The sequence below is a fragment of the Tenacibaculum sp. M1.3A genome (genome assembly GCF_057732375.1).
In genome coordinates this window covers 22,258-37,630 of record NZ_JBYJEF010000008.1, presented here as the reverse complement: position 1 = coordinate 37,630, position 15,373 = coordinate 22,258, and the positions used below count along the sequence as shown (strand labels likewise).

At 32.1% G+C, this 15,373-nt stretch carries 11 protein-coding genes; 9 read left to right on the top strand and 2 right to left on the bottom strand.

Annotated features, from left to right (window positions below; all coding sequences use genetic code 11):
• Nucleotides 1-3 precede the first annotated feature (3 nt).
• The 4 genes from asd (at nucleotide 4) to AC28QF_RS11870 (ending at nucleotide 5,604) form a co-directional block, all read left to right on the top strand.
• Nucleotides 4-882 carry an archaetidylserine decarboxylase gene (gene asd, locus AC28QF_RS11885; protein WP_488202088.1) on the top strand — a complete coding sequence of 293 codons (879 nt, stop codon included), beginning with the start codon at nucleotides 4-6 and terminating at the stop codon, nucleotides 880-882.
• Between the two features lie 105 nt (nucleotides 883-987).
• Entirely contained in the window at nucleotides 988-4,137 is a 3,150-nt protein-coding gene (locus tag AC28QF_RS11880; RefSeq protein WP_488202089.1) for a cytochrome c biogenesis protein, read from the top strand.
• Between the two features lie 58 nt (nucleotides 4,138-4,195).
• Nucleotides 4,196-4,711, top strand: a complete 516-nt coding sequence (locus AC28QF_RS11875; RefSeq protein ID WP_488202090.1) for a DUF2892 domain-containing protein — start codon at nucleotides 4,196-4,198, stop codon at nucleotides 4,709-4,711.
• Nucleotides 4,712-4,752: 41 nt separating this feature from the next.
• On the top strand, nucleotides 4,753-5,604 hold the full coding sequence (locus AC28QF_RS11870; RefSeq protein ID WP_488202091.1) for an N-acetylglucosamine kinase: 852 nt from the start codon (nucleotides 4,753-4,755) through the stop codon (nucleotides 5,602-5,604).
• On the opposite strand, the gene AC28QF_RS11865 is transcribed toward AC28QF_RS11870, so the two are convergent.
• A complete protein-coding gene (locus tag AC28QF_RS11865) occupies nucleotides 5,601-6,854 on the bottom strand; it encodes a UDP-N-acetylmuramoyl-tripeptide--D-alanyl-D-alanine ligase (protein ID WP_488202092.1) in 1,254 nt (417 codons plus the stop codon). The genes AC28QF_RS11870 and AC28QF_RS11865 overlap by 4 nt on opposite strands.
• A gap of 52 nt (nucleotides 6,855-6,906) precedes the next feature.
• On the bottom strand, nucleotides 6,907-8,616 hold the full coding sequence (gldJ, locus tag AC28QF_RS11860; protein WP_488202093.1) for a gliding motility lipoprotein GldJ: 1,710 nt from the start codon (nucleotides 8,614-8,616) through the stop codon (nucleotides 6,907-6,909).
• 362 nt (nucleotides 8,617-8,978) lie between these two features.
• Here gldJ and porV point away from each other — a divergent pair, with 362 nt between their 5' ends.
• The 5 genes from porV to AC28QF_RS11835 all read left to right on the top strand — a co-directional run bounded on the left by porV (nucleotide 8,979) and on the right by AC28QF_RS11835 (nucleotide 15,341).
• The gene (porV, locus tag AC28QF_RS11855) at nucleotides 8,979-10,082 is read left to right on the top strand and encodes a type IX secretion system outer membrane channel protein PorV (protein WP_488202094.1); all 1,104 of its coding nucleotides are present in this window, start codon (nucleotides 8,979-8,981) and stop codon (nucleotides 10,080-10,082) included.
• A gap of 82 nt (nucleotides 10,083-10,164) precedes the next feature.
• Nucleotides 10,165-10,647: a cytidine deaminase gene (locus tag AC28QF_RS11850; RefSeq protein WP_488202095.1), complete on the top strand. Its 483-nt coding sequence runs from the start codon at nucleotides 10,165-10,167 to the stop codon at nucleotides 10,645-10,647.
• Between the two features lie 164 nt (nucleotides 10,648-10,811).
• Nucleotides 10,812-11,876: a 3-oxoacyl-ACP synthase III family protein gene (locus AC28QF_RS11845; protein ID WP_488202096.1), complete on the top strand. Its 1,065-nt coding sequence runs from the start codon at nucleotides 10,812-10,814 to the stop codon at nucleotides 11,874-11,876.
• A 62-nt stretch (nucleotides 11,877-11,938) separates the two neighbouring features.
• On the top strand, nucleotides 11,939-13,474 hold the full coding sequence (guaA, locus tag AC28QF_RS11840) for a glutamine-hydrolyzing GMP synthase (protein ID WP_488202097.1): 1,536 nt from the start codon (nucleotides 11,939-11,941) through the stop codon (nucleotides 13,472-13,474).
• A 25-nt stretch (nucleotides 13,475-13,499) separates the two neighbouring features.
• On the top strand, nucleotides 13,500-15,341 hold the full coding sequence (locus AC28QF_RS11835; RefSeq protein WP_488202098.1) for an amino acid ABC transporter substrate-binding protein: 1,842 nt from the start codon (nucleotides 13,500-13,502) through the stop codon (nucleotides 15,339-15,341).
• Nucleotides 15,342-15,373 lie beyond the last annotated feature (32 nt).

The window sequence follows — 15,373 nt, the reverse complement described above, 5'->3', positions numbered from 1 at the left end:
ATTATGAAAATAAAATTCATCGATAGAACATCTGGCAATATAATTACTGAAACTCCGCCTGGTGAAGTTTTTTTAAAATTATTATACAATAATCCATTTGGGAAAATGGCTTTTTTACCAATAGCAAAACGTAAGTTTTTATCCGCTTGGTATGGTAAAAAAATGAATAAATCATCTTCTACAAAAAAAATAAACGGTTTTGTAAAACAGCTAGGCATTAATATTGACGAGGCTGAAAAGCCAATTTCTGAATTTACTTCGTTTAACGATTTCTTTTACAGAAAATTAAAACCGACTGCCAGACCTATTGAAAATGACTTTACCTCTCCTGGAGACGGAAAAATGCTTGCTTTTGAAAACATTGCAGACATTAAAAACTTCTTTATAAAAGGACGGGAATTTACTTTAAAAGAATTTTTAGGCGATGCTGAATTAGCCGAAAAGCACAAAAACTCCTCGCTAATTATTTTACGATTAGCGCCTAATGACTATCATCGGTACCATTTTCCATATGATGGTACACCTTCTGAAATGACGAAAATAAAAGGTGACTATTTTTCAGTTTCTCCGTACGCATTGGCATCAAATTTTACCAAAGTTTTTTGCGAAAACAAACGTGAGTATTGCATTCTATCATCCGAAGAAAAAGGAGAAATTATTGTAGCTCCTGTTGGTGCAACAATGGTAGGAACTATTATTGAAACTTTTAAACCCAACATCAAAATAAAAAAAGGGGATGAAATGGGCTATTTTGCCTTTGGAGGATCTACAATTGTGCTGTTAGTTGATAAAAATAAATTAACGATTGACGCCGACCTACTAAAGAATACAAAGAACCGTATTGAGACATTTGTTAAAATGGGAGAAAAAATAGGGATATAACCTTTCTTTTTTAACGTTTTATTTCCTTAAAAATGGGTAAATTCATAAAGTTATTAAGACATTAATCCGTAAATTTGCGAAGTTTTACACTTAGCTCATTTACAGATGAAAAAAATCTTAGATATACTTTACTCTACACGCTTAACTGCGGTATTATTTTTCGTTTTTGCAGTGGCCATGGGAGTCGCCACTTTTATAGAAAACGATTTCGGAACACAAACTTCAAAAGCCTTAGTTTACAACACTTGGTGGTTCGAATTAATTATGATCTTTTTTGTAATTAATTTTTTCGGAAACATCTTTAGATACCGCTTGTATAAAAAAGAAAAATGGGGTGTTTTACTTTTTCATTCTGCATTTTTACTTATTCTAATTGGAGCTGGTGTTACACGCTATGTTAGTTATGAAGGAATTATGATTATTGACGAAGGTGAAACTACAAACACTTTTTTTTCTGACACTAATTACTTAAACGTTGTTGTTGATAATAATAAGTTTCAAAAAGAAACAAACAACAAGCTATTACTTTCTGCCTGGGGAAGTAATTCTGCCAAATTTACTGAAATTTTTAAACCTGAAAAAGATAAAGCTCAGCATGAGATATCTTATAATTTAGTTGAATATATTCCTTGGTCTGAGAAAAAACTTGTTTTAGACGAAAACGGAGTAGAACACCTATTTTTAGTAGAAAGCTCTGACGGAAGTAGACACGAACATTATATTAAGAGAGGAACAACACAAAACATTCACAACATTTTGGTAAGTTTTGATGTTCCTGATAGAAATGCTTCTGTAAATTTTTATTACGAAGGTGATAATTTAAAGATGATCTCTAAAAATAATGGTGATTGGCTTAGAATGGCTGACCAAAAAAGAGGTCAGATTGTTAAAGACAGTGCACAACACTTTCAATTTTTAACCCTACATACGCTAAAAGGGTTACAGTTTGTAATTCCGAAAGCTCCTGAAAAAGGAGTCATGAAAACTGTTTCGGGAGAAAAAGACAATAAAAAATACGATACTGTTATTTTTGATATTACTGCGAATGATGAAACTAAAAGAATAGAATTGTATGGCGGCCAATTTAATGTTGATAATGTTGAAGAATTTAGCATTGGCGACTTAAATTTTAGAGCTTGGTATGGTGCTAAAAAATTAGAAACTCCTTTTAAAGTGAAGTTAAACGATTTTCAATTAGAAAAATATCCTGGCTCGGAAAGTGCTGCTGCTTATGCAAGTGAAATTACAGTGATTGCAGAAAAAGAAACTTTTGACTTTAGAATTTTCATGAATAATATTTTAGATTACAAAGGCTATAAATTATTTCAATCTAGCTATAAGATTGAAGGTGAAAACGAGCAAACTCACCTATCTGTAAATCACGATTTCGTGGGTACATGGATTACTTATATAGGCTATACATTATTATTTTTTGGATTAACTTTTATTCTGTTCATAAAAAACACTCGTTTTAACGATTTAAAAGTCTCACTAGATAAAATAAAGCTAAAAAAAACTGGTTTATCTGCATTCATTTTATTTTTAACTCTTAATTCAACTGCACAAGAACATGGTGATGTGCACAAACCAAAAGAGTTATCAATAGCGCAAATAGACTCTATTTTAACAAGCAACAAACCCAGCCTTGAACATACAAATAAGTTTAGCAGCTTAGTAATACAAGATATCGGTGGTCGCATGAAACCTGTGCACACCCTAGCATCAGAATTGGTAAGAAAAGTTGCACATACTAATAGTTTTAAAGGTATGAACCCTACACAGGTTTTACTCTCTATTACAGAAATGCCAATGCTTTGGTTAAATGTACCATTTATCTATTTAGAAAAAGGAAATACGCAAATACGAGAAGTTTTAGGCGTTGCTAAAGATGTAAAATACGCGCGTTTTATTGATTTTTATGATGCTAAAGGAACCTCTAAAATAGGTGCACTAGTAGCGGAAGCTAAGAAAAAGAAAATTCAGAGTAAATTTGAAACAGATGCTATTAAAATAGAGCAAAGAGTTTGGTTATTATCACAAACTTTAGGTGGCGGTATGTTGCGCATCTATCCGATTCCAAATGACGAAAATAACAAATGGGTATCACAACCAGAAACATTAGAGGCAGGTTTTAAAGGAACCGATTCTGTATTTGTGCGTCAATCACTACCAGTGTACATGCAACTTTTACAAAACTCAAGAAAATCTGAAAATTATACAGAAACTAACAAGGTTTTAGACGGCATAAAAAAGTTTCAGAAAAAATTCGGAGAAGAAGTCTATCCTTCAGAAGATAAAATTGAATTAGAGATAATGTATAATGAATTTGATGTTTTTAATCGTTTGATTAAGTACTTCGGATTGTCAAGTATTCTGTTGATTATCTTTTTAATCGCGCAGGTTTTCTCAAACAAAAAATGGATCAACTATGTGGTAAAGGGATTGATTGCGATTATTATAGGTTTCTTTATACTGCATACTTTAGGGCTATTATCTAGATGGTATATTAGTGGTAATGCTCCATGGAGTAATGCCTACGAATCTATTATTTTTGTTGCTTGGGCAACAATGTTTTTTGGTTTATCACTAGGAAAAAAATCATCATTAACTATTGCTGCAGCCACCTTTATCACGGCAATCACTTTGTTTTTTGCTAGTCAGAATTGGTTAGATCCTGAAATTGCAAATCTACAACCGGTATTAAATTCTTGGTGGTTAAAAGTACACGTTTCTATTATTGTTGCTAGTTACGGACCTTTTTCTTTAGGTATGATCTTAGGAATTTTCAGTTTATTTTTAATGATTTTCACAAACGCTAAGAACAAGAAAAAAATGGATCTTCATATAAAGGAGCTAACCATTATCAATGAAATGTCTATAACAGTTGGATTGGTTTTATTAACGATTGGTACTTTTTTAGGCGGAATGTGGGCTAACGAAAGTTGGGGACGCTATTGGGGTTGGGATCCAAAAGAAACTTGGGCGTTAATATCTATTATGGTATATGCTTTTGTTTTACACATGCGCTTGATTCCTGGTTTAAGAGGCCGATATACGTTTAACCTTTGGTCTATTATCGCTTTTGCATCTATCTTGATGACCTATTTTGGAGTTAATTTCTATTTATCAGGGTTACACTCATATGCTAGTGGAGATAAAGTAATTACGCCTACCTCAGTTTATTACTCAGTTTCATTTGTTTTTATACTAGGATTATTTGCATGGTTTAAATTCAAAAAGTTTTATAAAAAATAAACTCACAAATATTTTAACAGAAATTCGTACTTTTGTACGTTGATTAAAAAAAGAAAAAATGTTCAATAAAAATATAAAATTAGGTTTAGCAGGACTTATAACTTTATGGTCTATTTATGAATTCTCTCAAGTTCATATTATGAATGGAATTTCAATCCTATTACTTGCTGGTATTTTCGTTTTCTTTTACTTTAAAAACGAGTTTATTTTACTAGCTTTTTTGCAGTTACGTAAACAAAATTTTGAAGGAGCTAAAAAATGGTTAGCTTATATTAAAAATCCATCTACAGCATTGATTCAAAAACAAGAAGGCTACTATAACTATTTACACGGAATTATGTTGAGTCAGACCAACATAACCCAAGCTGAAAAATTCTTACGCAAAGCTGTTAAATTAGGCTTGGCAATGGATCATGATTTGGCTATGGCTAAATTGCAATTGGCAGGAATCGCCATGACAAAGCGCAGAAAACGTGAAGCTACTATTTTAATGACCGAAGCTAAGAAATTAGATAAGCACGGCATGCTCAAAGAACAAATGCAAATGATGAAACAACAAATGAAGAAAATATAAGTTTTATTTCTTTGCCAGAATATTCTTTATAAATAAAATAGATGATTTTAATTGCAGATGGAGGCTCAACAAAAACAGATTGGATTGCATTAAACGCTCAAAAAAAAGAGCTATTTAGGGTTACATCTTTAGGTTTAAATCCGTCCGTTATAGCCAAAGAAGAATTGTTGCATCGCATTAACAACATTGCACAATTAATCGAATACAAACATAAAATTGAAGAAATTCATTTTTACGGTGCTGGTTGCGGATCGCCATTATCTGTTAAACTATTGACAGATATATTACAAGTCACCTTTAAAAAAGCTAAAATTACCGTTTCTGAAGACATGTTAGCTGCTGTCTATGCTTGCAGTAACAACAAACCTGCTATTGTAAATATTCTAGGAACAGGTTCTAACAGCTGTTATTATGACGGTGTTACGATAACTAAATCATCAGCATCCTTAGGTTATACTATAATGGATGAAGCCAGTGGAAATTATTTCGGTAAAATATTACTAAGAGATTTTTTCTATAAAAAAATGCCATCTAGTTTAGCAGCAGCATTTAAAAATCAGTTTAATGTTGATGTTGATGTTATTAAAAAGAATTTATATAGAACACCCAATCCTAATATGTATTTGGCATCTTTTGCGACCTTTATGTTTGATAATAAACACGAAAAATACATTAAAAAAACGATTAAAAAAGGGTTTCAAAAATACTTTAAATACCATGTACTACCTTATAAAAAACACGCAAACACCCCTATTTATTTCATAGGCTCTATTGCTTTTTATTTTAAAGATATTTTAGATACTGTTGCTCATAAAAACAATTTGACCATTACCGATGTAATTCAAAGGCCAATTGACAACCTAGTTACATACCATCAAAAAAATAACATTTAACAAAGAGCTACCACGCGTTCTAATGCCATCCCTCTTGATCCTTTTATTAAAATAACACTTTCCTTTATGGGGTGTTTAACTAAGAATTCTTTCAAGGCTTCAAAACTTCTAAATTTCGGAGCATCCGTGTTTGTTTCATGAAAGTTTTCACCCACAAAAAACACACTATCAAACTTACATTCTGCAGCTAAATCTACCATGTTTTGGTGCTCTTTAAAGCTATGATCACCCAACTCAAACATATCGCCTATAATAATGGTTTTATGTGCTAATTTAAGCTCTTCAAAGCTATCTAAAGCTGCTTTCATACTTGTTGGATTCGCATTGTAAGCATCTAAAATAATTTTGTTGTTTTTTGTCTCTATTATTTGAGATCGATTATTTGATGGAGCATAGTTCTCAATCGCTTTCTTTATGTTCTCTTTAGCTACATTAAAGTAATTTGCAATCGTTATTGCTGCAGCAATATTCGCATAATTATAGGTTCCTATTAAATTACTTTGTATCTCAGTGTTTTCAAATGATAATTTCAATAAGGGATTTGCTTCTAGAAACTCAATAGATTCGTCAAATAAAATAGTATTGGCATGTTTCGTTTTCTCGAGTTGAATTGCATCCTTAGGGTTCACAAAGATTTTTTTATTATTATCTATCAAAAAATCGTACAACTCTGATTTTGCCTTTACAACACCCTCAATAGATCCGAAGCCTTCTAAATGTGCACTTCCAAAGTTAGTTATGTATCCAAAGTCTGGTTTCGATATTTGTGATAAAAAAGCAATTTCTTCTGGATGATTAGCGCCCATTTCAACGATACCAATTTCAGTATCGGTTGTCATCGACAATAATGTTAAAGGCACACCTATGTGATTGTTTAAATTACCTACCGTAGCTGTTGTGTTATATTTACATGACAACACAGCGTTAATAAGTTCTTTGGTGGTCGTTTTACCATTACTTCCTGTTAATGAAATGATAGGTATGTTTAATACTTTACGGTGGTAACTTGCCAATTCTTGAAGTGTTTTTAATACATCTTCCACCAAAATTATATTCTCTGAAGTTTTAAACTCAACCTCATCAATAATTGAAAAACTGGCTCCTCTCTTTAATGCCTCTTCTGCAAACTTATTCCCATTAAAATTAGCGCCTTTTAATGCAAAGAAAATGGTGTTTTTTCTAATTTTTCTTGTGTCAGTATCAACTAAACCATGTTGAATAAATAACGAATATAAATCTACTATCTTCATACTGTAAAAATAAAAAACCTCATTGAATTTCAATGAGGTTTTTTTTATTGTCTTAGTTAATTTTATCTGGAACAGCTCTTTTTCTTTTATTAAGCCTCATTGGTCCCATTTTATCTGTAGCACATCTAAATCCTATAAAGTTAGTTGCCATATATTCTGGAAAGTATCTTCTTTGTGCTGGATCTAACCAATATTCTCTATCAGCCCAAGAACCTCCCTTATATACTCTAGATTTATCACTAACTAAAGTGGTTCTTCTTTTAGCATCGTATTTGTAGTTCTCTATTACATTTCCTAAAGAATCTCTTTCTGCTTCGGGCTTCTTTGGTGAATTATACATTCTAGATGAACGATCTAACTGATCTTTATCTAACTCGTAATCTTTTGAAGACGCTTGATCTCCATCACCTAAACTTGAATTATTTGCTAAATTATAATTTCTTCTCATATACGTATCTTCCTTTGTAATCGGAATATACTTAACGCTTCCTGGTAAATCTTTAGGTACAATCCTTCCGTTTTCTAAAGTGTCATATTCTATTTCACCAACCTCATCACCAACAATAACAACTTTACCGTTTTGATCAATTAATTTTTTAGTAAAAATATTTCCTCTAAAGTAATTGAAATCATTTGCTTCAGAATCTATTATAGGACGGTATACATCTTGCACCCATTCTGCAACGTTACCAGACATATCATATAAACCAAAAGCATTCGGCGGATAACTTCTTGCTGCATTCGGAATATCCGAACCATCACTACTCCAACCTGCAATACCACTATAATTTCCTTTCCCTTGCTTAAAGTTAGCTAACTGATCTCCTCTTCTTCTCTTATCTCTATCTCTAGTATACTTACCATTCCAAGAATATTTTTTTCTACCACGGATATTATTATACTCGCGGTTTTCAAAAATAGCTTTTGCAGCATATTCCCATTCTACTTCTGTAGGCAATCTAAACTTTTGCGCTAAAATACCATCAGATGAAGTAACTTGTCTTCCAGAAAACTGGTCTTTCGATGGTTTTGGCTCTCCTTTTTTTCTTGGTACAGGAATTCCTTTTTTATAAATTGTTGAATCTCCTTCAAACAAAGCATAAGGATTGGTTAAATACGTATCCGTATCAAAATTATCTTTTCCTCTAAAACTTAAAGAGTCTTCTTTAAAAATGTTTTTTATAACACCTTTATCCATTAAAATTTTTAAGTTTACAGCATTCGTACGCCACTTACAGTATTTATTGGCTTGTAACCAACTAACACCTACAACAGGGTATTCTGCATAAGACGGATGTCTTAAGTAACTTTCTGATAATAAATTTGTATTCCCTAAACCTTTTCTCCAAACTAAAGTATCTGGTAAAATAGATTGGTATATATTTTTAAATTGCGGTTCTTCTGGTGGAAATATATCTTTGGTATACTGCATAAATAAACCATATTCAGCATTTGTAACCTCAGTTTCATCCATATAAAAAGAGCGAACATGCATTTTTTTAGGAGTTGTATTCCAATCGAACATTACGTCGTCTTGTACTAATCCCATCGTAAAACTACCGCCTTCTATATGTACCATACCTGGAGGTGCTTCTTTACTATTGTTATCTTTTCCTTTTATATAACCTCCATAATTAGGATCATTAAAGTTCCAGCCAGTCAGTGAAGATTTACCTGCACCACCACCTCTATTGCTTTTACAAGATGTAATCAACAATCCAGTGATAGCCAATAAACTAAATATTTTTAACGTGCTTTTCATGTATTTTTAACTATTTTAAGGGTGGCGCAATTTACAATATTTATAACTCCTTACAACTAATTTAATTATAAATTAAAAGAACCAAAGAGTTTCTCTTGCTAGATTACAAACGACCTTTTTTTACGTTTAGTATTACGAATCTAAGAAAAAGATTAAATATGTACCCTTAAAATTTATTTTTTTATCCAAATTTAATGTTGATATTAACTTATGTTAAGGATTATTGACCTATTTATTTAAAATAATGTTGACTTATATAATAATCAAGCTTATCAAACGTTAAATAGTTGATTAAAAATCAACAAAATTTAGCATTATTTTAAGAATATCATATATTTGCTCAACTAATAACAAATTTTTACATGAAAAAATTATCGTTTTTTTTATTTTTTGTATGTTTTGCCCTTCATCAAACCAAAGCACAAAACACAACGGCTACTCCGTTTTTATTAATATCTTCTGATGCACGTGCCGGTGGTATGGGTGATGTTGGTGTTGCCACCTCTGCTGATGCCTTTTCTATTTTTCATAACCCTGCCAAAACAGTTTTTAATCAAAATAAAATAAGTGTTGGTATTAATTACACTCCTTGGTTGCGTAATTTAACTGATGATATTTTTGTTGGAAATGCTTCTTACGTAAATCGTTTTAAAGCAAATGCTGCTTGGGGTGTAGATATTAAATACTTTTCTCTTGGCCAAGTAGAATTAACAAATGAAGCTGGTACTGGTACTGGTACAGAAAACCCTAGTGAATTTTCTATATCAGGTGTTTATTCAATGAAATTAAGCGAAAAATTCTCAATGGGTATTGGCTTAAAGTATATCAACTCAAATTTAGATGTTAATGATAGTAATGTAAACGCTGTAAATTCATTTGCTGTGGATGTTTCTGGTTATTATCAATCTGATGAAAGAAACTATGGTAGTTTTAATGGTCGTTACAGATTAGGTTTTAACATTGCTAATATTGGTCCGAAAGTAGAATATACTCCTGGGCAAGAAAACTTTATTCCTACCAACGCAAAAATAGGGGGTGGTTTTGACTTTATATTAGATAGCCAAAACATAGTAGGTCTTAATTTAGAGTTCACGAAACTATTAGTACCGTCTAGTAGTGGTAATCCTAACTCTCCAGAAGGGCAAGGAAATAATAGAGGTTGGTTCGAAGGAATGTTTACTTCTTTAGGCGACAGAAGTTTTAGTGAAGAACTTAAAGAAACTACTTGGGCATTAGGTGCTGAATATTTATACAACAATGCCTTTGCGCTTAGAGCGGGTTACTTTCACGAAAGTGAAGAAAAAGGACAAAGACAATTCTTAACATTAGGTACAGGTTTTACTGCCAAAGCATTTACGTTAGATTTATCGTATTTGGTAAATACATCAGCAGTTAACAATCCTTTAGAAAACACTTTACGTTTTTCTTTATCATTTGATTTAGGAGAAATTTACGATGACTATTAAATTGTAGTTTTTTTTTAATAAATTCGTAGTATAATATAAAGCAGTCTTACAGGCTGCTTTTTTTGACCAACACTGTTTCTTTATGGAAAAAATAGAATTAAAAACTGCTGCAACGGTTTACAACGATTTAGCAGAATTAGCGCAAGAAGATAAAATATTAATGGATAAGGCTATCGAGGCAAGAGCAAAAGCCTACGCTCCTTATTCTAAATTTAAAGTAGGTGCCGCTTTTTTACTCGAAAACGGTGCGATAGTATTAGGTAACAATCAAGAAAATGCTGCGTATCCTTCTGGGATGTGTGCCGAAAGAGTTGGTGTATGGAAAGTCGGATCAGAATTTCCGGGGATAAAAATTAAAAAACTAGCAATTTCAGCTGCTTCTGAAAACACAACCGTTAATAAACCTGTGGGACCTTGTGGTGCATGTAGGCAAACTTTATCAGAATACGAAATCAATCAAAAAGAACCAATAGAAGTATTTTTTATGGGTGAAGTTGGTAAAGTAGTAAAAACAGATTCTTTACTTTCTTTACTACCTTTCTCATTCGACAGTTCATATTTATAATATCAAAAAATCACAAGCTCAAAAAAGACAACTCTTTTTTTTAAAATAGTTAATTATAAAGCCCTTTTTTAAGAATTCTACAATTCTTAAAAAAGGGCTTTATAATTAATACTTTAATGTAATTTAAAATGCTTTATTTGTATTTACAATACTAATAAATAACAATGGCATCATCAGTAATTACAGGAACAGGTTCGTACATACCATCAATAAAAAAAGAAAATAGTCAGTTTTTAGAAAGTTCGTTTTTAAATGCAGACGGAACTTCCTTTGATAGCACGAATACTATAATTATTGAAAAATTCAAATCAATTACTGGTATTGAAGAACGCAGGTATGCCAAAAACGACTACAAAGCATCGGATTTAGGCTATTTTGCTGCAAAGAAAGCCATAGAGGATGCCAATGTAAATTCAGAGGAAATCGATTATATCATATTCGCCCATAATTTTGGCGATGTAAAAAGTGATGCTATTCAAACTGATATTCTTCCTAGTTTGGCTAGTAGAGTAAAACATTTACTACAAATTGAAAATCCCAACTGTGTTGCTTATGACATTTTATTCGGATGCCCTGGCTGGATTGAAGGTGTTATTCAAGCACAAGCATTTATAAAAGCGGGTATTGCTAAAAAATGCTTGGTTATTGGCGGTGAAACTTTATCGAGAGTTGTTGATAAATACGATCGCGATTCTATGATTTATAGCGACGGAGCAGGCGCTTGTATTATAGAACTTAAAGAAGGTAGTGAAAGCGGAATTTTAAGTCATGCTACGCAAACCTTTACCAAAGAAGAAGCTTATTTTTTATTTTTCGGAAAATCATTTAATGACAATTTAGATAAAGATGTTCGCTATATAAAAATGCGCGGACGTAAAATTTATGAGTTTGCCTTAAATAATGTGCCAAAAGCAATGAAAATAGCGTTGGATAAAAGTGGTATTGAGATTGACGAGGTCAAAAAAATATTTATTCATCAAGCAAATGAGAAGATGGATGAAGCGATTATCAAACGTTTTTATCGATTGTACAAAAAACCTATTCCAGCAGGTATTATGCCGATGAGTATTCATAAACTAGGTAATAGCTCGGTGGCTACCGTACCAACTTTACTAGATTTAGTATTAAAAGGGAACATCGAAAATCAGGAGGTAAAAAAAGGAGAAGTAATTATATTAGCTTCTGTGGGTGCAGGAATGAATATAAATGCGGTGGTGTATCGTTATTAAAAAACTTCAAAAAATCTAAAATCAAATACTTAAAATCTAAAATCTAAGTACTATTTTTGCACATGCAACAACACAACGTACTTATTTTAGATTTCGGATCGCAATACACACAACTTATTGCGCGCCGTGTTAGAGAATTGAACATTTACTGTGAAATTCATCCGTATAACAAAATTCCAAAAAACTTAACCGACTTTAAAGCAGTAATACTTTCTGGTAGTCCTAATTCTGTTCGTTCAGAAATGGCATTACATCCAGATTTATCTGAAATTAGAGGCAAAAAACCTTTATTAGCTGTTTGTTATGGTGCTCAATATTTAGCCCATTTTTCTGGCGGATTGGTAGCTCCATCAAACACAAGAGAGTATGGAAGGGCTAATTTATCTTTTGTAAAAGAAGGAGAAGCTTTCTTTTCAGACATCTTAGAAGGAAGTCAGGTTTGGATGAGTCACTCAGACACTATTAAAGATTTACCAACAAACGGAATCTTATTAGCAAGCACACACGATGTAGCAAACGCTGCGTATAAAATTGATGGTGAAACAACGTATGCGATTCAATTTCACCCAGAAGTATATCATTCTACCGATGGTAAACAATTATTACAAAATTTCTTAGTTAATATAGCTGAAGTAGCACAAACTTGGACACCTGATTCTTTTGTTGATGAAACTGTTGCTGATATACAAGCAAAGGTTGGAACCGATAAAGTGGTTTTAGGACTGTCTGGAGGTGTAGATTCTACCGTAGCAGCCGTATTATTACACAAAGCTATTGGCGATAATTTACATTGTATTTTCGTTAATAATGGTTTGTTACGTAAAAATGAATATACCGATGTATTAAAGCAATATGAAGGTATGGGCTTAAACGTAAAAGGAGTGGATGCTTCGGCACGTTTCTTGAATGAACTTGCTGGTTTAAGTGATCCGGAAGAAAAGCGTAAAGCTATTGGTAAAGTTTTTATTGATGTTTTTGATGATGAAGCAAATCAGATTGAAGACGCAAAATGGTTAGCACAAGGGACTATTTATCCTGATGTAATTGAATCTGTTTCGGTAAACGGTGGTCCATCAGCAACTATTAAAAGTCATCATAACGTAGGTGGTTTGCCTGATTTTATGAAATTGAAGATTGTAGAGCCTTTACGAATGATTTTTAAAGATGAAGTGCGTCGTGTAGGAGCATCAATGGGAATTGACAAAGACTTATTAGGTCGTCATCCTTTTCCAGGTCCTGGATTGGCAATTCGTATTTTAGGTGATATTACCGAAGAAAAAGTACGTATTTTACAAGAAGTAGATGCTGTTTTTATCAACGGATTAAAAGAAGATGGTTTATACAACAAAGTATGGCAAGCAGGTGCAATTTTATTACCTGTAAACTCTGTTGGCGTAATGGGAGATGAAAGAACTTATGAAAAAGTGGTAGCTTTACGCGCTGTAGAAAGTACTGATGGTATGACAGCAGATTGGGTAAATTTACCGTATGAATTTTTACAAAAAATATCAAACAAAATAATAAACAATGTTAAAGGTGTTAACAGAGTTGTTTACGACATTAGCTCTAAACCACCCGCAACAATTGAATGGGAATAAACTCCTGATAATAAAAATAATGTAGATGAAGAAATTCCAATTTTTACTTTTAATTTGTATTTTAACTTTTGCCGTTTCTTGTGGTCAACAAAAACGTTATATATCTTACAAGGTTCAGGAAGGAGAGACAATGCGTGACATTGCAAACCGACTGGATATGAAAACAAAAGATTTGTTACGTTTAAATCCTGATGTTAGCAGAAAACCAGATGCAAATACGATTATTGTTATTCCGAATCCTGAAATTAAAACCAGAATTTCTTCAACTACTACTGATGAAACGAATGTTGATAACGAAAACATAGACGAGAATCCTTCTGATACTATTGATGTAGCGACTACTGAAAACACTATTTTTCAACAAACTGTATACGAATATGAAAACCATACTGTAAAGGCCGGAGAAACCGTGTATCGTATTACCAAGTTGTACGACATTTCTAAAGACGACTTAATTGAATGGAATCCTGATTTTCCAACTATTAAGAATAATATATTGAGTATTGGTCAGGTTTTAAAAGTTAAATCTGTTGAAAAGGTAATCACAATTAACAGAGAAGAGGTTTTAGAAAAATTTTTAACTCATACAGTTAAAAGTAAAGAAACCGTATATAGTTTAACGCGTTTTTATAATATATCAAAAGAAGATTTAATACACCTAAACCCTGAGTATCCTGGTATAAGAAATAATGAATTAGCGATTGGTCAATTAATCAAAATAAAACCTATTGAAGAAGTTAATGCCAATGAAAACTACACTTTTTATAAAGATAGTATTCAAGAAAATGCAACAATCGATGTAGCCATCTTACTTCCGTTTAAATTAAAAGAGTATAAAGCTACTGCTACAAAAGATATATTTAATAGTGAGAACAACTCTGCTTCTTTGGCAAATATGGTGACCGATTTTTATATGGGGGCTGAAATCGCTATCGATTCTATTAAAAAACAAGGCATTCTTGTTAAAACAATAGTTTTTGATACCGGAAACAGAGACGATAACGTGCCTTTAATTTTAGCAGAAAACAAGTTAGATTCTACCGATGTTGTTATTGGCCCTTTTTATTCAGACAAGGCAGAACTTATTGCACGTAAAGTTCGTGTACCAGTTGTATTTCCTCATTTTTCTAATAACCAAGATGATTTTTCTACAACAAAACTTATTAAGTCTGCTCCTGATAAAAACAGCTACACAAACTATTTAGCTTCGTATTTAAAAGACATCTACAAAGGTGAAGAAGTTTTTGTTGTGGGTGATGGTGAAGCAGCATCTAACGATAGAATAAGTAAAATTGTTAGCAATTTAAAAAAGCATGATTCTATTAGTAAAATCCATATTTTAAAACCAAAAAAAGGATATATTAAAAGAGAGTTGTTCACCAATAAAATGGCTGTAAATAAACGAAATTGGGTTATTATTACTTCTGATGATAATGTAGCTGTTGCCGATGTTTTAAACAGTATGATTGGGATTCCAGATGATATGACGGTTCAAGTTTTTGCGGTGGAAAAAAATAAATCGTATGACAGGATAGAAAACAATAAATTAGCTAGTATTAGCTTTACTTATGTGTCTAACACTTTTGAAGATACATCTTCTGACAATGTAAAGGGTTTTAATAAAAAATACTACCAAAAAAACCACACTGTAGCTTCTGATTATGCCATTAAAGGTTTTGATATTACCTACGATATTTTAATGCGTTTAGCTTCCGGTAAAGAATTATCACAAACTTTTAAAGAAGGTGTTTCACTTCGCTTAGAAAACAAGTTTGATTATCGTAAAAAAGCATTCAGTAGCACCAGTAATAACGGTTTGTTTATTATAAAATATAATAAAGACCTAAGCTTAACAAGACTTAAGTAAGTAAAAAAGCTCACATGTTACATGTGAGCTTT